Annotated in this window: 21 protein-coding genes and 2 pseudogenes; 17 read left to right on the forward strand and 6 right to left on the reverse strand. The window is 64.2% G+C overall.

Annotated features, from left to right (window positions below; translation table 11 throughout):
• Nucleotides 1-69 precede the first annotated feature (69 nt).
• Entirely contained in the window at nucleotides 70-840 is a 771-nt protein-coding gene (locus OYT13_RS10480; RefSeq protein ID WP_026132014.1) for a ferredoxin--NADP reductase, read from the forward strand.
• A gap of 92 nt (nucleotides 841-932) precedes the next feature.
• Here the strand turns inward: OYT13_RS10480 and OYT13_RS10485 are convergent, their stop codons facing one another.
• The 5 genes from OYT13_RS10485 to OYT13_RS10505 all read right to left on the reverse strand — a co-directional run bounded on the left by OYT13_RS10485 (nucleotide 933) and on the right by OYT13_RS10505 (nucleotide 7,800).
• Nucleotides 933-2,513: an isocitrate lyase gene (locus OYT13_RS10485; RefSeq protein ID WP_017234307.1), complete on the reverse strand. Its 1,581-nt coding sequence runs from the start codon at nucleotides 2,511-2,513 to the stop codon at nucleotides 933-935.
• 512 nt (nucleotides 2,514-3,025) lie between these two features.
• Nucleotides 3,026-4,612, reverse strand: coding sequence for a PepSY-associated TM helix domain-containing protein (locus OYT13_RS10490; protein ID WP_268567678.1), 1,587 nt, complete (start codon nucleotides 4,610-4,612; stop codon nucleotides 3,026-3,028).
• A gap of 10 nt (nucleotides 4,613-4,622) precedes the next feature.
• On the reverse strand, nucleotides 4,623-4,877 hold the full coding sequence (locus tag OYT13_RS10495) for a hypothetical protein (RefSeq protein WP_017234309.1): 255 nt from the start codon (nucleotides 4,875-4,877) through the stop codon (nucleotides 4,623-4,625).
• Nucleotides 4,867-5,145, reverse strand: a complete 279-nt coding sequence (locus OYT13_RS10500) for a hypothetical protein (protein ID WP_268567679.1) — start codon at nucleotides 5,143-5,145, stop codon at nucleotides 4,867-4,869. Before OYT13_RS10500 ends, OYT13_RS10495 begins: the two co-directional genes overlap by 11 nt.
• A 342-nt stretch (nucleotides 5,146-5,487) precedes the next feature.
• Complete coding sequence (locus tag OYT13_RS10505) at nucleotides 5,488-7,800, reverse strand: FdhF/YdeP family oxidoreductase (protein WP_268567680.1); 2,313 nt, start codon at nucleotides 7,798-7,800, stop codon at nucleotides 5,488-5,490.
• Nucleotides 7,801-8,035: 235 nt separating this feature from the next.
• On the opposite strand from OYT13_RS10505, the gene OYT13_RS10510 reads away from it, so the two are divergent.
• The 11 genes and pseudogenes from OYT13_RS10510 to OYT13_RS10555 all read left to right on the forward strand — a co-directional run bounded on the left by OYT13_RS10510 (nucleotide 8,036) and on the right by OYT13_RS10555 (nucleotide 18,931).
• Entirely contained in the window at nucleotides 8,036-9,109 is a 1,074-nt protein-coding gene (locus OYT13_RS10510) for a substrate-binding domain-containing protein (protein WP_268567681.1), read from the forward strand.
• Nucleotides 9,110-9,374: 265 nt separating this feature from the next.
• Nucleotides 9,375-9,848: an NAD(P)H-dependent oxidoreductase subunit E gene (locus OYT13_RS10515; protein WP_017234313.1), complete on the forward strand. Its 474-nt coding sequence runs from the start codon at nucleotides 9,375-9,377 to the stop codon at nucleotides 9,846-9,848.
• Nucleotides 9,841-10,102 (forward strand): annotated as a pseudogene (locus OYT13_RS25245) (formate dehydrogenase); the annotation flags it as partial. The gene OYT13_RS10515 and the pseudogene OYT13_RS25245, both read left to right, overlap by 8 nt.
• A gap of 74 nt (nucleotides 10,103-10,176) precedes the next feature.
• Nucleotides 10,177-11,481, forward strand: a pseudogene (locus OYT13_RS10520) (complex I 51 kDa subunit family protein); the annotation flags it as partial.
• A 30-nt stretch (nucleotides 11,482-11,511) separates the two neighbouring features.
• Nucleotides 11,512-14,397, forward strand: coding sequence for a formate dehydrogenase subunit alpha (gene fdhF / locus OYT13_RS10525; protein WP_017234315.1), 2,886 nt, complete (start codon nucleotides 11,512-11,514; stop codon nucleotides 14,395-14,397).
• Nucleotides 14,398-14,430: 33 nt separating this feature from the next.
• Nucleotides 14,431-15,396: a formate dehydrogenase accessory sulfurtransferase FdhD gene (gene fdhD / locus OYT13_RS10530; RefSeq protein WP_327198123.1), complete on the forward strand. Its 966-nt coding sequence runs from the start codon at nucleotides 14,431-14,433 to the stop codon at nucleotides 15,394-15,396.
• A gap of 27 nt (nucleotides 15,397-15,423) precedes the next feature.
• Nucleotides 15,424-15,657: a formate dehydrogenase subunit delta gene (locus OYT13_RS10535; RefSeq protein ID WP_017234317.1), complete on the forward strand. Its 234-nt coding sequence runs from the start codon at nucleotides 15,424-15,426 to the stop codon at nucleotides 15,655-15,657.
• 86 nt (nucleotides 15,658-15,743) lie between these two features.
• Nucleotides 15,744-15,947, forward strand: a complete 204-nt coding sequence (locus OYT13_RS10540; protein WP_017234318.1) for a hypothetical protein — start codon at nucleotides 15,744-15,746, stop codon at nucleotides 15,945-15,947.
• 93 nt (nucleotides 15,948-16,040) lie between these two features.
• Complete coding sequence (locus tag OYT13_RS10545) at nucleotides 16,041-16,409, forward strand: hypothetical protein (RefSeq protein ID WP_017234319.1); 369 nt, start codon at nucleotides 16,041-16,043, stop codon at nucleotides 16,407-16,409.
• A gap of 104 nt (nucleotides 16,410-16,513) precedes the next feature.
• Complete coding sequence (locus tag OYT13_RS10550; RefSeq protein ID WP_039830415.1) at nucleotides 16,514-17,275, forward strand: phytanoyl-CoA dioxygenase family protein; 762 nt, start codon at nucleotides 16,514-16,516, stop codon at nucleotides 17,273-17,275.
• Between the two features lie 261 nt (nucleotides 17,276-17,536).
• Nucleotides 17,537-18,931, forward strand: a complete 1,395-nt coding sequence (locus tag OYT13_RS10555) for a sodium-dependent transporter (RefSeq protein WP_254441081.1) — start codon at nucleotides 17,537-17,539, stop codon at nucleotides 18,929-18,931.
• 62 nt (nucleotides 18,932-18,993) lie between these two features.
• Here OYT13_RS10555 and gor read toward each other — a convergent pair whose 3' ends face one another.
• Nucleotides 18,994-20,355: a glutathione-disulfide reductase gene (gene gor / locus OYT13_RS10560; protein ID WP_268567684.1), complete on the reverse strand. Its 1,362-nt coding sequence runs from the start codon at nucleotides 20,353-20,355 to the stop codon at nucleotides 18,994-18,996.
• Nucleotides 20,356-20,741: 386 nt separating this feature from the next.
• On the opposite strand from gor, the gene OYT13_RS10565 reads away from it, so the two are divergent.
• The 5 genes from OYT13_RS10565 to OYT13_RS10585 all read left to right on the forward strand — a co-directional run bounded on the left by OYT13_RS10565 (nucleotide 20,742) and on the right by OYT13_RS10585 (nucleotide 25,554).
• Nucleotides 20,742-21,254 (forward strand): hypothetical protein, encoded by a 513-nt coding sequence (locus OYT13_RS10565; protein ID WP_268567685.1) that lies wholly within the window; start codon nucleotides 20,742-20,744, stop codon nucleotides 21,252-21,254.
• A gap of 489 nt (nucleotides 21,255-21,743) precedes the next feature.
• The gene (locus tag OYT13_RS10570) at nucleotides 21,744-22,169 is read left to right on the forward strand and encodes a F0F1 ATP synthase subunit epsilon (RefSeq protein ID WP_026132016.1); all 426 of its coding nucleotides are present in this window, start codon (nucleotides 21,744-21,746) and stop codon (nucleotides 22,167-22,169) included.
• 275 nt (nucleotides 22,170-22,444) lie between these two features.
• On the forward strand, nucleotides 22,445-23,245 hold the full coding sequence (locus OYT13_RS10575) for an enoyl-CoA hydratase/isomerase family protein (protein WP_150563861.1): 801 nt from the start codon (nucleotides 22,445-22,447) through the stop codon (nucleotides 23,243-23,245).
• 118 nt (nucleotides 23,246-23,363) lie between these two features.
• On the forward strand, nucleotides 23,364-24,446 hold the full coding sequence (locus OYT13_RS10580) for an ABC transporter substrate-binding protein (RefSeq protein WP_017234326.1): 1,083 nt from the start codon (nucleotides 23,364-23,366) through the stop codon (nucleotides 24,444-24,446).
• 34 nt (nucleotides 24,447-24,480) lie between these two features.
• Nucleotides 24,481-25,554 (forward strand): ABC transporter ATP-binding protein, encoded by a 1,074-nt coding sequence (locus OYT13_RS10585; protein ID WP_017234327.1) that lies wholly within the window; start codon nucleotides 24,481-24,483, stop codon nucleotides 25,552-25,554.
• The last annotated feature ends 10 nt before the right edge of the window (nucleotides 25,555-25,564 follow it).

Consider the following 25,564-nt stretch of genomic DNA (forward strand, 5'->3'; position numbering starts at 1 on the left):
TGTCAGGCGATTCGGGCATTAGTTCCGTCGATGTGCCGCGCCCCGCCCGTCGTCATACGTCAAGCCAATATGAGTACTCAGAATCAACAGACCGTGCTGGAAGTCCACCACTGGACTGATACGTTGTTCAGCTTCAAGACCACTCGCGACGCTTCGTTCCGTTACGTCAATGGCCAGTTCACGATGATCGGGCTGGAAGTGGAAGGCAAACCGCTGCTGCGCGCCTACAGCATGGCGAGCGCGAATTACGAGGAAGAGCTTGAGTTCCTGAGCATCAAGGTGCAGGACGGTCCGCTGACCTCGCGTCTGCAGCACTTGAAGCCGGGCGACAAGGTCATCGTTGGACGCAAGCCGACCGGTACGCTCATCGACGACAACCTGTTGCCGGGCAAGCATCTGTACCTGCTTTCGACGGGCACGGGCCTCGCGCCGTTCATGAGTATCATCCGCGATCCGGAAGTCTACGATCGCTACGAGCACATCATTCTGGTTCACGGCTGCCGCTTCACCAGCGAATTGGCGTATCGCGATCTCATTACGCAGCATCTGCCGGCGCACGAGTATCTCGGTGAATACGTGCGCGACAAGCTGATCTATTATCCGACGGTGACGCGCGAAGAATTCGAAAACCAGGGCCGTATCACGGAGCTGGTTGAGTCGGGCAAGATGTTCGCCGACATCGGTTTGCCGGAATTTTCGCCGGAAAACGACCGCATCATGTTGTGCGGCAGCCCGGCTATGCTCAAGGACACCCGCGAGCTGCTGGAGAAGCGTGGCTTCGTGGAAGGCCACAACCACGCCCCGGGGCACTACCTCGTCGAGCGTGCGTTCGTCGGCTAAGTCCGTCGGCCCCTACGCTCAAGGCAGCGCTTGCTTCCTTGGGACGAAAAAAAACCGCTCAATCGAGCGGTTTTTTTTGTCATCGGAACCGGTTAGAACTGGTTCATGGTGTTGTCTTTCCCCGCTGCCTTGAGGGCCGCTGCGCCGCTGAAATACTCCTTGTGGTCGTCGCCGATGTCCGAGCCGGACATATTCTGGTGCTTCACGCAGGCGATGCCCTGGCGAATTTCCTTGCGCTGCACGCCGGCCACATAGCCGAGCATGCCCTGATCGCCGAAGTATTCCTTGGCCAGGTTGTCGGTCGAGAGTGCGGCGGTGTGGTACGTCGGCAGTGTGATCAGGTGGTGGAAGACACCGGCTTCGCGCGCCGCATCGGCCTGGAACGTGCGAATTTTTTCGTCGGCGACGGCCGCCAATTCGGTGTCATCGTATTCCTCGCTCATCAACTGGCCGCGCTCGTAGGCTGAGACATCCTTGCCGGCCGCCTTCATCGCGTCATACGTCTGCTGGCGGAAGTTCAAGGTCCAGTTGAACGACGGGCTGTTGTTGTACACCAGCTTGGCGTTCGGGATCACTTTGCGAATCTCGCTGACCATGCCGGCGATCTGGGCGATATGCGGCTTTTCGGTTTCGATCCACAGCAGGTCGGCGCCGTTTTGCAGTGCGGTGATGGAATCCAGCACGCAGCGTGCTTCGCCCGTGCCAGGGCGGAACTGGAACAGGTTGCTGGGCAGGCGCTTGGGGCGCAGCAGCTTGCCGTCGCGCTTGATGACGACGTCGCCATTGCCGAGGGCATCCGCCGAAATTTCGTCGCAATCAAGGAACGAATTGTATTGGTCGCCCAAGTCGCCCGGCGTGTGGGTCACGGCGATCTGCTTGGTCAGGCCGGCGCCCAGTGAGTCGGTACGGGACACGATAATGCCGTCGTCCACGCCCAGTTCAAGGAAGGCGTAGCGAATCGCGCGAATCTTGGCGAGGAAGTCTTCGTGCGGCACGGTGACTTTGCCATCCTGGTGACCGCATTGCTTCTCGTCGGACACCTGATTCTCGATCTGAATGCAGCATGCGCCGGCTTCGATGAACTGCTTGGCCAGCAGGTAGGTGGCTTCCGCGTTACCGAAACCCGCGTCGATGTCGGCGATGATCGGCACGACGTGGGTGACGTGGTTGTCGATTTTCTCCTGGATGGCGGCCTTGGCAGCCCCGTCGGCCGCGTCCAGTTGGCGGAACAGGCCGCCGAGTTCGCGGGCGTCCGCTTGGCGCAGGAACGTGTACAGCTCGCGGATCAACGCGGTGACGGAGGTTTTTTCGTGCATCGACTGGTCCGGCAGCGGTCCGAACTCCGAGCGCAGTGCTGCAACCATCCAACCCGACAGATAAAGGTAGCTGCGGTCGGTGGTGTTGAAGTGCTTCTTGATGGAGATCATCTTCTGCTGGCCGATGAAGCCGTGCCAGCAACCCAGCGACTGGGTGTACTTGGACGGGTCCGCATCGTAGGCGGCCATGTCGGCGCGCATGATCTTGGCCGTGTACTTGGCAATGTCCAGACCCGTTTTGAATCGGTTCTGGGCACGCATGCGTGCGGCATATTCGGGATTGATGGCATCCCAGGCGCTGCCTTGTTTCTGCTTCAAACCAGCCACAGCGGTGATGTCGTCTTGATATTGGGTCATGTGCCTCTCCTGAGAGCAAAGCGCGTTTGAATAAAGGGTTCAGCGTGTCGCCCCCGTATGTCGAAGCGAACTGCATGACGAAATGGTACCGCCGTTTGGCGCGATTGGGTCAAGTCTTATATAAGACATAAGAGTTAATTTATGCTTATTTTTCAATGACATATGTGCAATATTTCGCAATTCGAAACACGTTTTCGGGTGACGGAAAAATGAGGCGAGCGAAATTTCGAGGGAATTCCGCAATGTGAAATGCGCTTTCGTTGGCTGGAGACGGGACACGCGCCGATGGCGTGAGCAACGAGCGCTGGCGGAATGATTGTGTGGACGTCTGTTGAGACGAGGCGACGTTCCGACGGGCGATGAATGGCGCGATCCAATGTGGGGGCAAGCGCGCTACGCAAGCCGCCAGCCGGACCCGGCTGGGGCCTGACTCATCTTGGAAGGCGGCGCGCCTCGGATCGACCGGCAGCCGGTCAGGCGCGCGTCGACGTGGCCGTGCGTGCGACTCGCTGCTAGGGCTTGGCGCTCAGGTCAGCGCTGGCTTCTGAGGTCGGGGCAGCGGAAGTCGGCGCGGGTCGTGCCCACACGCTGTAGGGATCGCCGCGGCGGGCGCGTTTCCAGGTCGCGCACGCGAACAGTGCAAAGCCGCCCGCGAAGACGATCGCGACGAGGTCAACGCCGGCCAGCACCCAATCGCCCGCAGCCATCGAGCGCACGAGATTGTCCGGCGTGAGCACGGCGTCGGCGGCCGGGATAATGAGGCAGACGAGCGCCGTCGCTGCAAGTAGTCCCGTGGCTGCCACCGCCGGCGCCGCGAGCGCGGCGAAAAGCATCGAGGCGGTGAGCGTGGCGATGAAGATTGAGAGCGCCGTCATGTCGGGGGCGACGATCGCACCGACGAAGGCCGCGGCAATCCCCAGGCATGTGCCGAGAAACACGCCGGCGGTGGCCTTGGCCATCCCTCGCAGATGGGCGGGTTGTACGGCTGCGTTGCGCTTGCGACGCGATTCGAGCCAGAGCAGGTTGCCACTGTAGACGAGCACCGCACCCATCAGGCCCAGGACGAAGTACACCCAGCGCATGGCATCGCCCGCGAAGTTACCGAAGTGGGCGCCGTAGATCATGCTGAGCATCGCGTGGTTGGCGTCCCGTACGCCGGGGCTGTGCTGACCGACAATCGCCCCGTCGTTCAGGCGCACGGCCACGGCCGAGAACACTCCCAGCGAGTCGCTGGCCTCGCCGTAGACTTCGGCCACCGCGTCCGGCTTGCCGTAGCGGGTCCACGCCACGGCGGTCGCTTCCATGCCGGGCGCCGCGTGCTCGGCGCGGGCGAGCAGGGCCGTGAGACCAAGCGGCTTGCCGTCGACCGGTGCGATCGTTGCCGGCACTGCGCCCGTTATCTGCGGAATTTGCGACAGCAGCTTGTTATCGAACGTCACGACGTTGAACGCCATCATCAGCGGCAGGAGGAGGCACAGCAGCGCCCCTGTCAGCGCGAAGACAATATGAAACGGCAGACTCAGCACGCCGATGGCGTTATGCGCGTCCTGCCAGAAGCGCTTGACGTTGCGTCCCGGGCGCAACGCAAAGAGGTCTCGCGTGACGCGCGGCAGATGCACGATCACGCCCGAGATCAACGCCATGCCGTAGAACAGCGACACCACGCCCATCAGATATAGCCCGTAGGTCGGGATCGACAGCGAGTAGTGCAGCGCATTGATCGTGCCCGACAGGCCCGGGCGCGCCTCGCCGATCACGAGCGACGGCGCGGTACCCTCGGCGTTAGCGGGCAAGCGTGCCTGTTGCCATTCGCCGTTCGGTTCCTGCCAGTAGGCAAAGGGCGTTTGCGAGTGATTGGGCAACACCACGCCCATCTGCTCGCGCGCGGCCGGGAATTGCATGCGAACCCGCTCGGCGAGCTGTTCCGTTTGCGCGAGCGAGAGCGGTGCATGACGCGTGGCGGGCTGCTCCCAGCGTTCGATCTCATGATGGAAGACGGTCAGGGCGCCGCCGAGCATGGCGATGAACAGCGCGAAACCGGCGACGATGCCGGCCCACGTGTGGACACTCAGATATTGGCGAAGGGTTTGGGCGCGCATTGAACAATCCTTACCCGACGGCGTGCGCCAACAGCAGCGCAACCCAGGCGACGACGGTGGTGGCGCCAAGGCCAACCCACGCGTGTTTGGCGGTGCGGCTCGCGTAGGCGACGGCACACAGGCCAAGCCACAGGAGCGGGAAGAGGGCGATGACGGGAATCACCGCCGTTTGCCAACCGACCGGCGTCAGATGGGCGATAGTGCCGCACAGCGCCATCGCCGCGAAGCCGCCGAGCACCAGGCCCGCGAAGGTTCTACTCCACATGAGCGTCTCCGCGCAAAGAGCGCCAGCCGCCCACTGCATACGGCCAGAAAAGCTGGCCGAAACACAGCGACATGAACGCCGCCGCGATGCCGGCCGAAGGGCCGGCCGCCAGCCACCAGCAACCCAGGCTGGCAATGGCGGCCAACAGCGAGAGTGACCGGGTGGGCTGCGCAGCCAAACGTCGTGCGCACACACGCTGGTGCTCAGAGGTGAGATAGCAGGCGCCGCCTGCAAGCCATGCCAGGGCAATAGCCAATCCAATCAACATGCTCGGGAATCACATGAAAATATGGCCCGCAAGCGAAGACGTCACCCTTTGGCGACGCGACGGTCGAGGCCGATCGAAAACGGTTCCGGGCAAACGCAGCGGTCACACATTTTTCGGTGATTATGCGAATGGTAACAAAAACGATTCGCATTTATAGCATGAATCGTCAGAATCCCGAAATAGCGCACCTGGAAATGGGGTGCCACGCCTGAGCACACGTCAGGCGCCAGGCGCCAGGCGCCAGATGGCAAGCGTCGGGCGACAAACGGCAAACGGTAAACGCCAAGCGCCAAGCGTCAGGCGTGAGGCGGCAAGCGTTGCGCGTCAGGCCGCCTCGCCTCATCAGGCCGGACGGCGCTCCAGCAGCACCGGGATCGACTTGGAGGTCGGCGTCCCAGCACCCTCGGCGATAGCGTCGAGCGGCACCAGTCCGTTGGTCTCGGGGTAGTATGCCGCGATGCAGCCACGCGGAATGTCGTAGGCAACGAGCAGGAAGTCATCGGCGCGACGCGCAATGCCGTCGTGCCAGACACCCACGAGGTCAACGTGCTCGCCTGCACGAAAGCCTCGCGCATCCAGATCTTCCGAGTTGGCGAAGACAACGCGGCGCTGTCCGAACACCCCACGATATCGGTCGTTCAGGCCGTAGATTGTGGTGTTGTATTGATCGTGGGAGCGAATCGTGGCGAGTTGCAGCACATCGGCGCCACGCTCACCCGCCTGGCGCCGTGCCACGTCGATCGGCATCTCGTGCGGCAGCGGGTGTGTCGTGAAGTTGGCGCGCGCGTTGGCGGTCAGCCACTGACGCGTTGACGGCGGCACGGGCAGCCGGAAGCCCCCCGGATGGCGCACGCGGCGATTGAAGTCCGCAAAGTCATCAAAGGTGGCGGCCATGGCGTCGCGAATGCGATCGTAGTCCTCCACGTACCAGTGCCAATCCTCGACACCGCCGAGCGCGCGGCCCATCGTTGCCTGCGCGATGCCCGCGACAATGGCCGGTTCGGAACGCAGATGCTCGGACGCCGGGGCGTTGATGCCATACGACAGGTGCACCATGCTCATCGAGTCTTCCACCGTGACGCCCTGCACCGCGCCTTGCTGCATGTCGATTTCGGTGCGGCCCAGACACGGCAGGATCAGTGCATCGCGCCCGTGCACGAGATGGCTGCGATTGAGCTTGGTCGCCACGTGCACAGTCAGGTCGCACTGGCGAAGCCCCTCCCAGGTGCGCGGCGTGTCGGGTGTGGCCATCGCGAAGTTGCCGCCCATGCCGATGAAGACCTTGACGCGGCCGTCGCGCATGGCCGAGATCGTATCGACGACGCTCAACCCGTCGCGTCGCGGCGGCGCAAACGCGAACGCTTGGCCAAGCCGGTCAAGGAAGGCGGCCGACGGCTTTTCGTTGATGCCGACGGTACGGTCGCCCTGCACGTTGCTGTGACCGCGCACGGGACACAGACCCGCCCCCGGGCGTCCGATGTTGCCGCGCAGGAGCATCAGGTTGACGATCATCTGAATGGTCGCGACGGCGTGCTTGTGCTGCGTAATGCCCATGCCCCACGTCGCAATGACGCGCTCGCCGCGCAGATAGACGTCGGCAATCTGGCACATCTGGGCTTGCGAGACACCGGACGCGCGCGTGAGATCGTCCCAGCGTTCGCTGCGTACGTCGGCGGCGAAATCGTCGAAACCGTGTGTGTGTTCCGCGATGAAGGCATCGTCGAGCAGCGCGGATTCGCCATTGGCGCGCGCAAGGGCGTCGCGCTCCAGCACGCGCTTGATGACGCCCTTCACGAATGCAAAGTCGCCGCCGCACGCCGGCGTGATGTAATGGCTGCTGATCGCGGTGCCGCCGAGGCTCAGCATTTCGGCCGGACTTTGCGGGTCGGCAAAGCGTTCCAATCCGCGTTCGTGCAGCAGATTGACCGACACGATGGTCGCGCCGCGCCGGGCTGCCTCGCGCAACTCACCGAGCATGCGCGGATGATTGGTGCCCGGGTTCTGGCCGAACAGCAGCAGCGTATCGGCCTGTTCGAAGTCGTCGAGGGTGACGGTGCCCTTGCCGATGCCGATCGTGGGCGGCAGGCCAACGCTCGTCGGCTCGTGACACATGTTCGAGCAGTCGGGAAAATTGTTCGTGCCGTACTGGCGCACGAAGAGCTGATAAAGGAACGCGGCTTCGTTGCTGGTGCGACCGGACGTATAGAACGCTGCCTGATCGGGGTCGGGCAGGGCGCGCAAGTGCTCGCCGATCAACGCGAAGGCGTCGGTCCAGGCGATCGGTGCATAGCGGTCGGTGGCGGCGTCGTAGCGCATGGGGTGCGTGAGACGGCCGTAGCCTTCGAGCGTGTAATCGTCCAGCGCGAGCAAGTCGGTCACACTGTGCTCGGCAAAAAAGTCAGGGGTGACGCGGCGCTTGGTGGCTTCGGCGGCGACCGCCTTGGCCCCGTTTTCGCAGAATTCGAACGTCGAGGCGTGTTCGCGATCCGGCCACGCGCAGCCCGGGCAATCGAAGCCGCTGGGTTGGTTTGCGCTGAGCAGTGTGCGGGCGCCTTTGAGCGGAATGCCTTGGGTGACAAGTTGAATGGCAACGTTCTTGAGGGCTCCCCAGCCGCCGGCGGGGCGATCGTAAGGGGCGATTTTCGAGGCGGACATGGTGCGTTTTCTGACGAGAAGAGGTGGCGCGGCGCGTCGGCATCTGGGGAATGCTTCGGCCATAGCCAAACGGTTAACGTTAAATAGGCAAAATGATGCATAATTTAACGATGTTGCAACGGTATTTTGGTGCCGACGTCGATCTGGAAAGCCCCATGAATTCGACGTTTTCAGGCATCTTATCAGGATATTGCATAAATTGATTTATGCAATTAATAGCATATAAGGTGAGTCAATGAAGCAGATATCGATCGCCCCGCAACTCCGGTTTCACCACGACGGCAACGATCTTCCGCTCGACAAGGTGCTGTCGCTACTCGCCGAGGTGCAGGCGCACGGCAACCTGCAGGCGGCCAGCCAAGCGCTCGGGCAATCGTATCGAGGTGCGTGGGGCCACGTGAAGGAAGTCGAGGCGCTCATGGGGGCGCCCTTGCTGACGATGGCGCGTGGCCGTGGCGCGGTGCTCACGCCGCTTGCTCAGCGGCTGCTGTGGGGGCAAAAGCGCCTGCAGGCTAGGCTCGGCCCCCTGCTGGAGACGATGGCGTCGGAGTTGCAGACCGAGCTTGACGATCTGCTGTTGCAGGACAGCGACCAACTGCGGCTGTTTGCCAGTCATGGGCTGGCGATCGCGGCGCTGGTCGATTTCGCGGGGCGCGCGGGCCTGCCCATCGAAGTGAGCTATCGCGGCAGCATCGAAGCGATTGCCGCGCTCGCGAAGCACGAGTGCGAGGTCGCGAGTTTTCACGTGCCGATCGGCGCGCTTGCAGAACCGGTGCTCGATCACTATGGGCCCTTGCTCAAGGGCAAGTCGTATCGGGTGGCCGACGTCGCTTCGCGCCGTCTCGGGTTGCTCGTTGCACGCGGCAATCCGCTCGGCATTCATACGCTGGCCGACCTGCCGCGCACGGGGGCGCGCTTCGCGAACCGGGAGCGCGGATCCGGCACCCGAATCATCTTCGATCTGCTGCTCGCGCGTGAGGGAATCGATCCGGCTGCCGTGGCGGGAGCGGAGAACATCGAGTTTACGCACGCCGCCGTGGCGGCGTACATCGCCAGCGGACGCGCCGACGCGGGTCTCGCCATCGAGGCAGCGGCAAGCCAGTTCGGGCTCGATTTCCTGCCAATCCTGACGGAGCGCTATTGCCTGATGTTTCCCGAGACCGGCAGCGAGTCCGCGCATTTGCGGGCGCTGCTGGAAATTCTGCAAAGCGACGCGTATCGGCAGGCGGTGCATGCCATCCCCGGCTACAGCGAGGCGGCGACCGGTAGCATCGCCCCGCTGTCTGAGGCGTTTCCCTCGTTGGGTTGAAAAATAATATGCAATGATATGCATATGTTGCGCCCGAGCATCGGTCGCGTCGAACGGCCAGCCGGCGCGGTTTATGCGGCTTTGGCATGCTGCTGTGCGGCGAGCGTGGGAAAAGCGAGCAACGCAAGCTATCGGTGTTTCCACGAGGCTTGTTGGGAGGGGACGTTTGGACTAATGTCCTAACTGTCGAGCCCCCAGAAACGCGCCGCCATCATATGCAACGTAGAACATATGAGGCGCCGTTTCGCCCCAGGAGACATACGAGATGGTGTCCACCCCTCACGCGACGCTCGCGCCGCTGCTGGCTCGCCACGCCGGCCGTGCGCACGAGTTGTTGCCGCTGTTGCATGCCCTGCAGGACAGCGACGGTTACGTCGACCCCGCCCATGTGCCGGCGATCGCCGCCGCGCTGAATCTTTCTCGCGCCGAAGTACATGGCGTGATTACCTTCTATCATCACTTCCGCAGCGCGCCGCCGCCCCCGATCGTGGTGCAGGTCTGCCGCGCGGAGGCCTGTCGCAGTCGGGGTGGCGAAGCGCTCGTGGCCCATATCGAGGCGTCTACCGGCGCACCCGTGGACGGCGCGCCGTGTCGCGGCGTCGGCGTCGAATCGGTGTATTGCCTCGGGCAATGTGCGTTGTCCCCGGCCGTGATGATCAACGGCGAACTGCACGCGCGCGTGAGTCCGGCGCGCTTCGATGCGCTGCTGCCGGCGCGCAAGGCAGGTGACCATGTCTGAGTCTTCGAAGCGCGGTCCGTACCGCGTGTATATCCCGCGCGACTCCGCTGCGCTCGCCTTGGGCGCGGACCGGGTCGCCGCCGCTGTGGCAACGGAAGCCACCCAGCGAGGCATTGCCGTCGATATCGTGCGCAATGGCTCTCGTGGGCTGTTTTGGCTCGAACCCCTCGTCGAAGTGGAGACCCCCGCCGGGCGCATCGGGTACAGCAACGTGCAGGCCGCTCAGGTCGCCGCCTTGTTCGATAGCGGCTGGCCCGCATGTGCTGTTCAGGACGCCGAGCGCGAGGTTCCCGCGGACAATCCCGACGGGAGTTGGGGCGCCCCCATGCCTGCCTGCGTCGGTCGGGTCGATGCGATTCCGTATCTGGCGCGGCAACAGCGCCTGACGTTCGCGCGCATTGGCGTGACCGACCCGCTCAGCCCGGTGGACTATGAAGCGCATGGTGGCCTGGTCGGACTGCGCGCATGCCTGGCGCTCGACGCGGCCGCAGGGTGCCAGACCGTGCTCGACTCGGGCCTGCGCGGACGCGGTGGTGCGGCGTTTCCGGCGGGCATCAAGTGGCAAACCGTCAGCCGCGCCCAGGCGGCAACCAAATACGTCGTCTGCAATGCCGACGAAGGCGACTCGGGCACATTTGCCGATCGGCTCATCATGGAGAGCGATCCGTTCGTTCTCATCGAAGGGATGGCCATCGCAGCGCTCTGCGTGGGGGCGAGCGAGGGCATCATCTACGTGCGCAGCGAGTATCCGCATGCCATTGCGGCACTCGAGTCGGCGATTGCCGTCGCGCGCCGGGAAGGCTGGCTCGGCCCGGACGTGCTGGGCTCGGGACGCGCTTGCGAGTTGCGCGTCGCCAAGGCGGCGGGCGCTTATATCTGCGGCGAGGAAACGGCGTTGCTCGAAAGCCTGGAAGGCAAGCGCGGCGTGGTCCGGGCGAAGCCGCCGATTCCCGCGGTGGCCGGACTCTTCGGGCAGCCGACACTCGTCAACAACGTCGTTACCCTCGCAAGCGTGCCGTTCATCTTCGCGCATGGCGCCGACGCCTATCGCGAGTTCGGCATGGGCCGCTCGCAAGGCACACTGGCGGTGCAACTCGCGGGCAACGTGCGTCGCGGCGGGCTGGTGGAGCTGGCGTTCGGCGTGACGCTGCGCACACTGCTCGACGAGTTCGGCGGCGGGACGGCCAGCGGGCGCCCTGCCAAGGCCATTCAGGTCGGGGGCCCGCTCGGGGCGTATCTGCCAAGCGCGCAGTGGGACGTGCCGATGGATTACGAGGCGTATGCCTCGCTCGGCGCGGTCGTCGGTCACGGCGGGGTGGTCGTCCACGACGACACGGCCGACCTCGCGGCGTTGGCGAGCTACGCGATGCAGTTCTGTGCGCACGAGTCGTGCGGCAAATGTACGCCGTGCCGCATTGGTGCGACGCGCGGAGTCGAGGTGATCGACCAGATCCGACGCGGAGACACCTCCGTGCGTCAGGTAAAACTGCTGCGTGATCTGTGCGACACGATGGTGGCGGGGTCGCTGTGCGCGATGGGCGGCATGACGCCGTTCCCGGTGCGCTCGGCGCTCGAACATTTCCCGGCAGACTTCGGTCTGCCCGATGGCGCCGGGCGCGCCGAAGCCGCCTGACGCGCATGCGTCAGGCAGGGAGGAGAACACATGATTCATCCGAGCACCTCAGTGACCCCGGGCCACGACCTGGACATGGGCACGCCGCTGCGTGAGAGCGATGTCGGCATTACCCTCGAAATCGACGGCGAGCGCGTAACCGTGCCGGCCGGCACGTCGATCATGCGGGCGGCGGCGGGCCGCGACGTCAACATCCCCAAGCTCTGTGCGACGGATTCGCTCGAACCGTTCGGGTCTTGCCGCTTGTGTCTGGTCGAGATCGAGGGGCGGCGCGGATTTCCCGCCTCGTGTACGACACCCGTCGAGCCGGGCATGAAGGTACGCACGCAGTCGCCGGCGCTGCAGGATCTGCGTCGCAACGTGATGGAGCTTTACATCTCCGATCACCCGCTCGACTGCCTGACCTGCGCGGCCAACGGCGATTGCGAATTGCAGGACATGGCGGGCGTCACGGGGCTGCGCGAGGTGCGCTACGGCTTCGAGGGCGAAAACCATATTCACAGCGCGAAGGACGAGTCGAATCCGTATTTCACGTATGACCCGTCGAAATGCATCGTCTGCAATCGTTGTGTGCGGGCGTGCGAGGAGACGCAGGGCACGTTTGCGCTGACGATTTCCGGCCGTGGCTTCGAGGCGCGGGTTTCGGCCGGGCAGGATCAGCCGTTCATGGATTCGGAGTGCGTGTCGTGCGGCGCGTGCGTATCGGCCTGCCCGACGGCGACGCTGCAGGAAAAAAGCGTCATCGAGATGGGGCAGCCCGAGCACGCGGTGGTTACCACGTGTGCGTACTGCGGCGTGGGCTGCGCGTTCAAGGCGGAAATGAAGGGCGGGGAAGTCGTTCGCATGACCCCGTACAAGGATGGCGGGGCGAATGAGGGCCACGCCTGCGTGAAGGGGCGCTTTGCGTGGGGATACGCCACGCACAAGGAGCGCATCACCAAGCCGATGATCCGCAGCAAGATTACCGATCCGTGGCGCGAGGTGTCGTGGGACGAGGCGCTGGACTACGCGGCGTCGGAGTTCCGGCGCATTCAGGCGACGTATGGGCGCGACGCCATTGGCGGCATCACGTCGTCGCGTTGCACGAACGAAGAGACGTATCTCGTGCAGAAGCTGGTGCGTGCCGCGTTCGGTAACAACAACGTCGACACCTGTGCGCGCGTGTGTCATTCACCGACCGGTTACGGGCTCAAGCAGACGCTCGGCGAGTCGGCGGGCACGCAGACGTTCAAGTCGATCGAGCACTCGGACGTGATTCTCGTGATGGGCGCCAATCCGACCGATGGGCATCCGGTGTTCGCCTCGCGACTCAAGCGTCGTGTGCGCGAGGGGGCGAACCTCATCGTGATCGATCCGCGGCGCATCGACATCGTCGACGGGCCGCACGTGAAGGCCGCATTCCACTTGCCGCTGCGCCCCGGAACGAACGTGGCAATGGTCAATGCCCTCGCGCACGTGATCGTCACCGAAGGGCTGCTGGCCGAGGACTTCATCGCCGAGCGCTGTGAAGACCGGGCCTTCGCGCAATGGCGCGACTTTGTGGCGCTGCCGGAGAATTCTCCCGAAGCCGTGTCGGTCGTCACCGGCGTGGACGCCGAGCAGATCCGCGGCGCGGCGCGTTTGTACGCCACGGGCGGCAACGCGGCAATCTATTACGGACTGGGGGTGACCGAGCACGTTCAGGGGTCGACCGCGGTCATGGGCATTGCCAACCTGGCGATGGCCACCGGGAATGTCGGGCGCGAGGGCGTTGGCGTGAACCCGTTGCGCGGCCAGAACAATGTTCAAGGGTCGTGCGACATGGGGTCGTTCCCCCATGAACTGCCCGGTTATCGCCACGTCTCCGATACGTTGGTACGCGAGTCGTTCGAGGCCGCTTGGGGCGTCACGCTGCAGGCCGAGCCGGGGCTGCGGATTCCGAACATGTTCGACGCGGCGGTGCAGGGCAGCTTCAAGGGGCTTTACTGCCAGGGCGAGGACATCGTGCAGTCCGACCCGAACACGCAGCACGTGGCGGCGGCGATGGAGGCGATGGAGTGCCTCGTCGTGCAGGATATCTTCCTGAACGAAACGGCCAAGTACGCGCATGTGCTGCTGCCGGGCACGACGTTCCTCGAAAAGGACGGCACATTCACGAATGCGGAGCGGCGCATCTCACGTGTGCGTCGGGTGATGGCGCCGCTGCCGGGCATGGCGGACTGGGAGGTGACGATCGCGCTGGCGAAGCGACTGGGGTACGACATGCCTTATACACATCCGTCGCAGATCATGGACGAGATCGCCCGATTGACCCCGACGTTCAGCGGCGTGAGCTACGCGCGTCTCGATGAAGCCGGCAGTCTGCAATGGCCGTGTAACGACGAGGCGCCCGACGGCACGCCGATCATGCACGTGCATGCGTTCGTGCGCGGCAAGGGACGCTTCATCATCACCCGATATGTGCCGACGGACGAGAAGGTTACGCCGCGCTACCCGCTGCTGCTCACCACGGGACGCATTCTCTCGCAATACAATGTCGGCGCGCAGACACGTCGCACGCACAACGTGGCCTGGCACGATGAAGACCGGCTCGAAATTCACCCGGTCGATGCGGAGGATCGCGGCATCAAGGACAACGATTGGGTCGGCATCCGCAGCCGCGCGGGCGAAACAGTGCTGCGTGCTGTCATCAGCGAGCGCATGCAGCCGGGCGTGGTGTACACGACCTTCCATTTCCCGGAGTCGGGCGCAAACGTCATCACGACCGACAACTCGGACTGGGCGACCAACTGTCCCGAGTACAAGGTGACGGCCGTGCAAGTGCTGCCGGTGGTACAGCCCTCCGCATGGCAGTCGGAATACTCAACCTTCAACCGCACGCAGCTCGCGCTGCTCGATGCGGCCCATGTGCCCTCCGAGCCGGTGCCGGCGAAGTAGGGCGCGTTCGGTGAATTGACGTGGAGTCAGCGTTTGACGATGTTCAACCCATTAGGTGACCGGGACAACCGGCAGCCTGCAGGCGAACCGCAGGGCGAGCGTGCGGGGCCGGGCGATGCCGACGTGATCGACGAGACGGTTGGCGGACGTGTCGCGCCGGTGTGCGACGCGGCGCCCGCCGTGCTCGACCCGGACAGTCTCGCGCCGAGTGCGACGGTTGCCGTGCGGCGCTTCCGTCATGGGACGTGGCAGTCGGCGAGCGACGAACTGGCCGAAGAAGTGCCCGTAGCGCTGGAGTTCAATGGCATCTCCCACGTGGTGATGCTCGCCACGCCTGCAGACGTCGACGACTTTGCCTTGGGGTTCGCGTTGTCCGAGGGCATTCTCAACGACCGGCGCGAGTGCTACGGCATTGACGTGACGGCAACGACACAGGGCGTGACGGCGCATCTCGACGTCTCGTCGCGCGCGTTTGCCGGACTCAAGGAACGGCGCCGCAATCTCACGGGACGCACCGGCTGCGGACTGTGCGGCACGGAAAGTCTCGATCAGGTTCTGCGGCCGTTGCCGGCCGCCGGTGCGCCGCTGCGTGTGTCGCACGCGGCGCTGGCCGCCGCGTATGCCGGGCTGGCGCGCCATCAGCCGCTGAACGGCGTGACGGGCGCCGTGCACGGCGCGGCCTGGTGCTCGCCGCAGGGCGAGATACTTTGCTTGCGTGAAGACGTCGGCCGGCACAACGCGCTCGACAAGCTGATCGGCGCGCTCGCGCGCAGCGAACAGCCGTTCGATCGTGGCTTTGTGCTGATGACGAGTCGTGCGAGCGTCGAAATCGTGCAAAAGGCCGCGCAGGTCGGCATTCCGATGGTCGCGGCCGTTTCGGCGGCGACGGCCCTCGCGGTGCAAACGGCAGCGTCGGCGGGCGTGACGCTGGTCGGCTTCGTGCGCGGGGAGCAGTGCGTGATCTACACCGGCGGGGCGGCGCTCGACGCCAGCGCCTGACGCCAACAAACGAGCAGGAGCTTCCTGATGGACGGTAATAACCTCGTGCGCATGGCCAATCGCATCGCGGACTTCTTTGAATCGTTACCTGATCGCGACGAAGCGCTGGATGAAGTCGCCGCGCATCTGCACAAGTTCTGGGATCCACGCATGCGCGCCGAGATCCTCGCATTGGCCGACACGCCGGTCTCCGCCGAGATGCACGTGCTGGTGCGTGAAGCGCTCGTCCGCCATCGTGAGCGGCTGACGCCGGCTGGGTGAGGCCGGTTCCAGGCGAAGACACGTCGCTCGCAGTATAGTGGGAGCTGCCGTCGCGCTTCGGCGCGGCTTTACCCGAGGAGGACTTGATGAGCGATACCCAGACGCGCAAGCCGGTCCAACAGAAGTCTGAGCCGGAGGACGTCGTGGAACGCGACCTTGATGAAGCCCTTGAGGAGACGTTTCCGGCAAGTGACCCGGTTTCCATCGAAATCGACAAGCCAAAACGGGCGCCCAAGTCGACATCGGGTGACTCGACAGGTCCCGCGGGCGGGGCTGGCGGCCGAAAATAAATCTCGGCCCGGTGGTGGTTTGCCGCCCGGCCGGGGCGAATTCGTGGCAAAATTCCGCGCCTGACTCTCTCAGGCTGGGACTGTAGGAATTCAATGGCGGCAGGTACGGTAAAAAAAGTTCGACGCTACGCGCTGGAAACCATCGATGTGATGGGGCAGAGCGGACTGGGTGTCGTCGAGCGCCCCGACGGGCGTTTCGTCATGTATCCGGAGTACTGGACGCAGACGCAGGCGCTTAGCCAGAAGATGCGCACGTTGTACCGCCGAAATTGTCAGCTCGAGTACCAGTTGGCGAAGCTCACGCGCGAACTCGATCGACTTCGCACTGTAGTCGATACGCCGCGCCCTGTCGGAAATCCGCAAGCATCGCTGCCCGGCACCGACGTGCCGCAGCCTGAACTCGCCCTTGAGCGCAAGCCCGCCGCCGAACTACCGCCGCGACGACGCAAACGCGCCGCCTGAGTCCGCCGTCTCGGAAAGCCTGCCGAGCCAGTTCTCCCGATCGACTTCGTTAAGCCACCGAATTTCCCTCAACGTCCAGTTACTTGCCCGCTTCGCCGACCATCATGGCGCTTACCGCATCGCAACTCGAAACCTTCCGTAACGACGGTTATCTGATTCTCCCGCGCTATGTGGCGCAGGCCGACTGCGAGGCGATGCTGGCCGACGCGCGAGCGCAACTGGCCTCGGCCACGTTACCGCTCGAGTTCGAAGCCGATGTGGGCTATGCAGGAGCACCGGCATCGCGTGACGCGCAGGGGGGCCAGACCGTTCGTCGTCTGCTCAAGGCCTACGATCGTGGCGATGCGCTGCGTCGCTGGGCAACGCGTCCGGATCTGGTCGAGTCGCTTGCGCAAATCTTTGGCGAGGATGTAGTGCTCACGCTGGCGCATCACAATTGCGTGATGACCAAACATCCCCATTTCGGCACGGCGACCGGTTGGCATCGCGATATTCGGTATTGGTCATTCCCGCAGAATTCGCTGATCTCCGTGTGGCTGGCGTTGGGGCCGGAAACGCGTGAGAACGGTGCGCTACGCTTCATCCCCGGGTCGCATCGCGAACAACTCCAGCCGCACCAGCTCGATTCGCTGGACTTCCTGCGTCCCGACGAGCCCGACAATCAGCCGCTCGTCGCACGGGGTCGGCAGGTGGCCCTGGCGCAGGGTGATGTCGTGTTGTTTCACAGCGGTCTGTTCCACGCGGCCGGGCGCAACGAGGGCGATACCACGAAATTCTCCGTCGTGTTTGCGTATCGCGGCGAGAGTAATCCGCCAACGCCGGGCACACGCTCCGCGTCGGCCGGCGAAGTCGCACTGGGCCACTGACGTGCCTTGCGCCGGGAACGCCCGTTCTCCGGCGTCGCCAATCATTTTGGGCGCTTTCCTAATTCGGTCGGCACCTTTTCCCGCGTAGACTCTCCGGCCACCCTGATGGTGTTGTGCGCTGGCACTTCTGGGTCGCATCGTCCCGACGTCGATGCCGTGCCACGCCGGTAATCTGCCTGACGCCATTCCATACAAGTGTCGTGATGCGCTGAGGTCGACCCCGGTTGACACGGCGTGCACGGCCGTTTCCGGAGGAGCCCCGTGTCCCATTTGCCTGATACGCCCGTAGTACCGCCCGTCGCCTCGGCGTGTGCCACGCCCGACGCGCTCGCCGTCGCCGGCCGCGCCACCTGGGGATCGCGGCTGGGCTTTATTCTCGCGGCGGCCGGTTCTGCCGTGGGACTTGGCGCGGTATGGAAATTCCCCTACGTGGTGGGCAAGCACGGCGGTGGCGCGTTCCTTGCGGTATATCTGGGCTGCGTGCTGACGCTTGGCGTCGGGCTGCTGCTTGCCGAAATGGCGATCGGCCGGTTGACGGGCAAGTCGATCACGACGGCGCTGCGTGAATTGGGCGGGCGCCGCTGGGCCTGGGTCGGACGTATTGCGACATTCAACGCGTTCGCGATTCTGTCGTTTTACGTCGTCGTGGGTGGCTGGACGGTGGCGTATCTCGTCCGGGCCATGACCGGCACGGTGCTGGCCAACGACACCGAGCGTCTGGTTGGCGAATTCGCGGCGTTCATCGCGGATCCGGTCGCGTCGCTGACCAGCATGGGGGTCTTTCTCGGGCTGACGACCGTCATTGTTGCCGCGGGTGTGCAAAAGGGCATCGAACGGGCAGGCAAGTGGCTCATGCCCGCGCTGTTCCTGCTGATGCTGCTGGTCATCGCGCGCGCCCTCACCCTGCCAGGCGCGATGGCCGGTGTTGCCTGGTTCCTGACGCCGGACTTTTCCGTCATATCCGGTGCCACGCTGCTCGAAGCGCTGGGTTTGGCGTTCTTCTCGTTGTCGCTCGGCGCGGGCATGATCGTGGTCTACGGCTCCTATCTGCCCAAAGACGCACGCCTGGCCGGTTCGGCCGTTTGGGTGGCGACGCTTGCGACGCTGGCCTGCTGCCTCGCCGGGCTGATGATTCTGCCAGCGGTGTTCGCGTTCGGCGTGGCGCCCAACGCAGGGCCTGGTCTGACCTTCATCACGATGCCCGCCATTTTCGCGCAGATGCCATTCGGCCATCTCGTGGCGATCGCATTCTTCCTGCTGCTCCTGTTTGCAGCGCTCACGTCCGCCGTTTCGCTGTTCGAGCCGGTCGTCGCATTTCTCATCGACGAATATCAATGGCGCCGCGGACCGGCCGTGGCGGCGGTGCTGGTGGCCACGTTTGCCTTCGGTGCCCCCGCCGCATTGTCGTTCGGTGTGTGGTCGGACATACGTATTTTCGACCGTACGATTTTCGAGCTGATGGACTATGCGACTGTCAATCTGCTGATGCCCGCGGGCGGGTTGTGCGTAGCATGCTTCGTCGGCGTACGGATTTGGCCAACGGCGCGCACCGTACTCGACGGCACGCGAGCGCAATGGTTCGTGCCTGTGTGGCGAGCGCTATTACTCGTGCTCACGCCGATTGCCATCGTTGGCGTGTGGTATCAGAGCCTCTGATGCGCACGACGGACCGTCGCGCGCATCCGCGACTTGGACAACCTACGCGACGCGCCAGCGAATCACGCGACCGGCGTTCGCATGGTCACCCATTCTTCGGCGGCGGTCGGATGTACCGCCAGCGTGCGGTCGAAGTCGGCCTTCGTGGCGCCCATCGTCAGGGCCACGCCGAGCAACTGCACCTGTTCGCCGGCGTGATCGCCTACCATGTGGGCGCCGACGATCTTGTCGGTGGCACCGTCAACGAGCAGTTTCATCAGCACCCTTTCCTGACGGCCTGACAGCGTTGCCTTGAGGGGCCGGAACGACGCTTTGTACACCTGAAGCTGTGCATAATCGGCGCGCGCTTCGCTCTCGGTGAGACCCACCACACCGATCTCGGGCGTGCTGAACACGGCCGTCGGAATCCGCTTGTGATCGACGCGTGTCGTGCGTTCCCCGAACACCGTGTCGGCGAATGCCTGTCCTTCGCGAATCGCCATCGGCGTGAGGTTGACGCGGTCGGTGACGTCGCCCACGGCGAAGATCGACGGCACGTTGGTGCGCGAGAACTCATCGACGATCACCGCGCCCTTTTCATTGAGCGCCACACCGCTCGCGGCCAGGCCGAGACCTTGCGTGTAAGGCACGCGTCCTGCCGCGCTGAGCAACACATTGGTGTCGTGCGCGCTGCCGTCGGACATCGTCACACGCAATTGGCCTGGCGCTTTGTCGACGCGTGCCACCGTGCGCTCGAGGAGGATTTCGATACCGCGGTCGCGGTACGCGGCTTCGAGCGAGGTGCGAACGTCGTCGTCGAAGCCGCGCAGCAGGTGCGGGCCGCGATGCACGAGTGTGACCTTCGAGCCGAGTCCGGCAAACACGCCCGCGAACTCCAGCGCGATGTAGCCGCCGCCGATGATCGTGATGCGCTCGGGCAGCGATTCAAGATGGAACACTTCGTTCGACGAAATCGCATGTTCGCGGCCAATGAAGTGCGGCTGGTCCGCCGGTTTTCCCCCGGTGGCGATCAGGATGTGCCGCGCCGTGATGCGCTCGCCCGTGGCGGGCAGCACGACCGTGTTCGGACCTTCGACCACGGCCCGCGCCTCGACGAGTTCGGCGCCCGCGCGTTCGAGGTTGGCTCGATAGATGCCTTCGAGCCGCGCGATTTCGCTGTCCTTGCGTGCAATGAGCGTTTTCCAGTCGAACGTGGGGGAGGGCACTTGCCAGCCGAAACCGGCGGCATCTTCGAACTCGTCGGCGAAACGGCTCGCATAGACGAGCAACTTCTTCGGCACACAACCGCGAATGACGCAGGTGCCGCCGACGCGAAACTCCTCCGCGACTTTCACACGGGCGCCGTATTGCGCCGCGACGCGTGCTGCGCGCACACCGCCCGAACCGGCACCGATCACGAAAAGGTCCACATCGAACTGGGGCATTGCTGACTCCTGTTGGTCGTGCCGCGCGTCGAACCGTGGCAGCGCAAGTGCGCGCAGCGTGTCGACGAGCACGGCATCTGGCGATGAGCGATTGTGCCAGAGACCGGCTCGGGACGTCGGCGGGCACCCCGATTTCAGAGCCGTCCGAGGCCGGAGTCGGCGATTGCCGCATCGCCGGCGCCGATCGCACGCGGACGTGTCACGCGTAGCCATCCGATGTTTCTGAAATGAAACAATTCGGGGGTATCGCCGCGGCAGCGCGCATGTCACGTAAATGGAAGTGTCTAAGAATCAATGGGTTGTGGATCGTGGTCCGAAAGTTGCTGTGAATCGCTCGGGACAGGCGGGATTGACCGCAGACAGAAGACGATGTGGACGAGGATGTCATGACGAAGTCGCTCTTTCGCCTCATGGGCGCCATGCTAGCGCTGGCGTGGCTGTGTTGCTTCTGGATACCGGCATCGGCACATGCCGCGAATCCGTCGGGCACCCTGCGACATGCAGGAGCATCGGCAAGCAAGAAGACCACGGCCGCACACACCCGGCATGGCGTCCGGCTGTCGCGGGCCGCACGCATGAAGCGTGCGGCCCGAGCGCCCGAATTCGCACCGCCGGGCGCCCCGCCGCCGGCACTCGTCGGTGTCGCGCCGGCCCCGTGGCACGATGTGTTCACGGATGCAGGCGTCTGGGCGTCGGATCCGATTGTCGTGAGCGGCGGCACACTCGGCGGCATGCTGGGGAATGCCGGGGTGATGCGATCCGACGACGGCATGGTCACCGGACCTCACGCCGGGCTGACGGGCCTGTATCAAACCGTCTGGCATCGCGCGCTGTCCAATCCTGCATCGAGCACACAACTCTTCGCCGGCGCACCTGAATATTTCGGGCTGCATTTCTAACCCCATCGGGTGCTTGTGCTCCATCTGCCCCATCGCGGCCGACCGGCCGCGTCGCGGGACACCCATGCATTTCCGGTGCGATACGGGCAATGCGCATGCCGCATTCCCTGCCGAGTTGATCGGTATCCGATGCGTTATGCGCGCCGAGTCGCGCGTCGCGCGCTGCGCATTGCACCCGCGCCGGCCCTGCACCCCCAGCCTTTCAGGCACATTGGCGCGCCTTGCGCTCAAGCTTGCCTCGCCAAGCGCAATGCGGTTAGCATGAATCCGCAGCCAACGTGTGGCATTCCCTCAGCACATGCCGACGGCGGGCATGCCATTCCGTCCCCCAGCCCCCTTATGAGCCCGCCTGATGCGTCCGTAAAACATCATCCCCAGAGGAAAGCGATACCCATGCGTGGCAACCCATATCTTGGCGCGACGCAACGCAACGTGAACAGCGAATCGATTTAAGCGATGTCCGCGGCATCGCAGGGAGAAGTGAAAGGCATGGCATTACTCAAGGTCGACGTGGTGAGCACCGAGCGGGCGATATTTTCGGGCGAGGCCCGTTTCATCGCGGTGCCCGGCACAGCGGGCGAATTGGGTGTGCTCCCCGGGCACACGCCGCTGCTCACGGGCGTGCGTCCCGGCACGGTGAGGATCGAGGCGAGTGACGGCACCGATACGTTTCTTTACATCGCAGGCGGTTTCGTCGAGATTCAGCCGAATCGGGTGACGATTCTGGCCGACACCGCCATCCGCGCCGAGAGTCTTGATGAAGCCCGCGCCGAGCGCGCGCGCGAGGAGGCCAAGGCGGTGCTCGAAACCCAGGCGAGCAATATCGATTACGCCAAGGCGCAAGCGGAGCTGACGGAAGCTGTGGCGCAATTGCAGGCCATCCGACGCATTCGCAAGCAAAAGGGGTCTCGCTGAGCCAGTGACACGGCGCATCGGCGCCAACGCCAACGCCAGCAAGACGGGCAGTCCTCACGGGCTGCCCGTTTTTTTTCGCCCCTCGCTCCCGAGGTGCAACCCCCTGAGGTAAACCCCGAAGCGATTCGACTTGCGCCATCTTTTTGAAATAACTATATTTCTCTCAGATAACAGTTATTGCACTGAGATAACTGTTTAGTGAGAAATGCGTTCATCGCATGATCGTCATCTCAATGCCCGCGTGATGCCACGCGTGGCGTGCCCTTGGAGTTCAAATGAGCGAGACAGCAAAGCAATCGGAGCAGGAAGTTCTTTTCACGCAGGTCGGTCGTGTCGCGGTGATTACGTTGAACCGCCCGCAGGCGCTCAACGCCTGGACCATCGCCATGCGCGAACTGATCATCGATGCGCTCGAGCGGTTCAATACCGACGACAGCGTGGCCGCCGTGATCATGACCGGGGCGGGGCGCGCCTTCTCCGCGGGGCAGGATCTGGCCGAGGCAAAGCATTTCGACGGTGACACCGCCATCGAATGGATCAAGGGCTGGGAGCACTATTACGACGTGATTCGCAGCCTGAAGAAACCGCTTGTCATGGCGCTGAACGGTACGGCAGCGGGTTCGGCCTTCCAGGTGTCGCTGCTTGGCGATATTCGCGTCGGCCATCCAGGCGTGCGCATGGGGCAGCCGGAGATCAACGCCGGGATCGCCAGCACGACCGGCCCGTGGATCATGAATCACATGCTCGGCCTGTCGCGCACCATCGAACTCACGCTCACCGGCCGTCTGATGGAAGCTGACGAGTGCCACCGCCTCGGCTTGATTCATCACCTCGTACCGGAGGAGAAGGTGTTCGAGAAGGCCCTGGAGATCGCCTCCGAGCTGGCCGAAAAGCCGCCGGTGGCCATGCGCCTGGACAAGCAGCGCTTTCGCGAGATGACCGAAGGGACGTTCCAGGATGCCATCGCCGCCGGTATGCGCATTCAACGCGAGTCGTATGAATCGGGCGAGCCGGCACGCATGATGGCGGCGTTCTTTGCCAAGCGCGCGGCCAAGGCCGAGACAGCGAAGGCCTGAGCGCTTCCGTCCACTGTTCAATCACGTCGCGCCGCTCGGCATTGGGCTCAGCATTGCCGGGCGGCAACCATAACAGGGCATGCGCACCGCGTCTGTCCACACGCTAGCGGAGTTTCTAATGTCACATTCGCACGACCCGCAAAACCCGTCCCGTCGCCGCCTTCTGCAGATGGCCGGCACCGCCGCGCTGGCAGGTGCTTTGCCGTTGGCCGCATCGCGCACGGCGTATGCCCAGGCACGCCAATTGATCGTCTCCGATCCGGGCGGCCCGTACACGACGGCGTACCGCCGCGCGTTCTACGATCCGTTCGAGAAAGCCACCGGCATCAAGGTGGTGAGCGTGGCGCGCGATTCGCAGCCGGTGGCGCAGTTCGCCGCGATGGTGCAGACGAAGAACTTCGTGTGGGATGTGACGACGCTCACGCTCTCCGCCGACATTCCGTATCTGGAGTCGAAGGGCTTTCTCGAGCCCATCGGCATGAAGGTCGCCGATTTCCCCGGCATCATGCCCGAGGCGGTGACGCCCGACTGGCTGGGGGTCGACGTGTATTCGACCGTACTGGCCTACCGCACCGACAAATTCCCGAAAGACGCGCCGCAGACGTGGGCGGACTTCTGGGACGTAAAGCGCTTTCCGGGCCGCCGCTCGCTGCGCCGCAGCCCGCTCGACACGCTCGAGCAGGCGCTCATGGCCGACGGTGTGTCGATCGACAAGCTCTACCCGCTCGATCTCGACCGCGCCTTCAAGTCGCTCGACAAGATCAAGCCGCACATCGATCTTTGGTGGACGTCTGGCGCGCAGGCCATGCAAGCGATCCAGAACGGCGACGTCGACATGATGTCGACGTGGAACGGTCGCGCACAGGCCGCCATCGACAACAAGGCGCCGGTGAAGATCGTCTGGAACCAGGGGCTGTATTCCATTGAAGGGTGGGGCATTCCGAAGGGCACGCCGCGCGCCGAATTCGCACGGCAGTTCGTTCGGTTCTGCGGCGACCCGGCACGTCAGGCGTTGATTACCCAGGATCTTGCGTACGGTCCGACGAACCTCAAGGCGTTCGACGCGATCCCGAAGGATCGCGCCCCGTTGATGCCCACGGCCCCGGCCAATTTGAAGGGCATGCGTTTGCCAAGCCCGCAGTGGTGGGCCGAGAACCGTACGAAGGCGACCGAGCGTTTCAACGCATGGCTGTTGTCGTAAGCCGTCAAGCACCGCGAAGCAGGAAGAGACGACTATGAGTACCAAACTGGAAACCATCGGTCTTGCCAAGACGTATCGCGAGACCCCCGCGCTCCTGCCGACCGACCTGCGGGTCGCGGCGGGAGAATTTCTGACCTTGCTCGGCCCGTCAGGTTCGGGCAAGACCACGCTGTTGCAGATGATTTCGGGGCTGGTCGAGCCGAGCGCCGGGCAACTGCTCATCGACGGGCGCGACGCCACGCACGAAGCGCCCGGCAAGCGCGGCATCGGGATGGTGTTCCAGAGCTACGCGCTCTTTCCGCACATGACGGTCTGGGACAACGTGGCGTACGGCTTGCGCATGCGCAAGCTGCCGCGCGCCGAACTGGCGCCGGCCGTCGACGCCGCGCTCGCGATGGTCAAGATGCAAGCGTTCGCGCAGCGACTGCCGTCGGAGTTGTCGGGTGGGCAGCAGCAGCGCATTGCGCTTGCCCGTTGCTTCGCGTTCCGTCCCTCGATCATCTTGCTCGACGAACCGCTCGGCGCGCTCGACAAGAAATTGCGCGAGCACATGCAGCTGGAAATCCGGCGTCTGCACCAGGAGTTGGGCGCGACGTTCATCTACGTCACGCACGATCAGGATGAGGCGCTCACGCTGTCCGACCGCATTTGCCTAATGAATCAGGCGCGCATCGAGCAGATCGGTACGCCGACACAGTTGTACGACCGCCCGGCAACGCGCTTCGCGGCGGATTTCCTCGGCCATTCCAATTTGCTCGACGGCGTGGTCGAGCGCATGGACGATGGCCGTGTTGCGCTACGGGTGGGCGAGCGTTGGGTGCCGATCGGCCCGAGTCCCGACTTGCCCGCGGCGGGAGAGGCCAGTCTGCTGGTGCGCCCGGAGGCGGCGCGTCTGACGTCGCCCGAAGACGGCGCGCTCGCCGGCACGATTCGCCAGGTCGTTTTCGTGGGCTCGGATACGCGCGCCATTGTCTCGCTGGGGCACGGGAACGATGGGGCGCAGGGGGCCGACTTCACCGTGCGCTGCCCGCGCGACCTGACGCCGCGCGTCGGTGAGCGCGTTGGACTGGCGTGGGATCACGGCCGTGCGACGCTGCTCACGCGCTGAGCAAATTTCG

Origin of the sequence: Pandoraea sp. XJJ-1, from assembly GCF_026802345.1 — a bacterium.
GTDB lineage: Bacteria > Pseudomonadota > Gammaproteobacteria > Burkholderiales > Burkholderiaceae > Pandoraea > Pandoraea cepalis.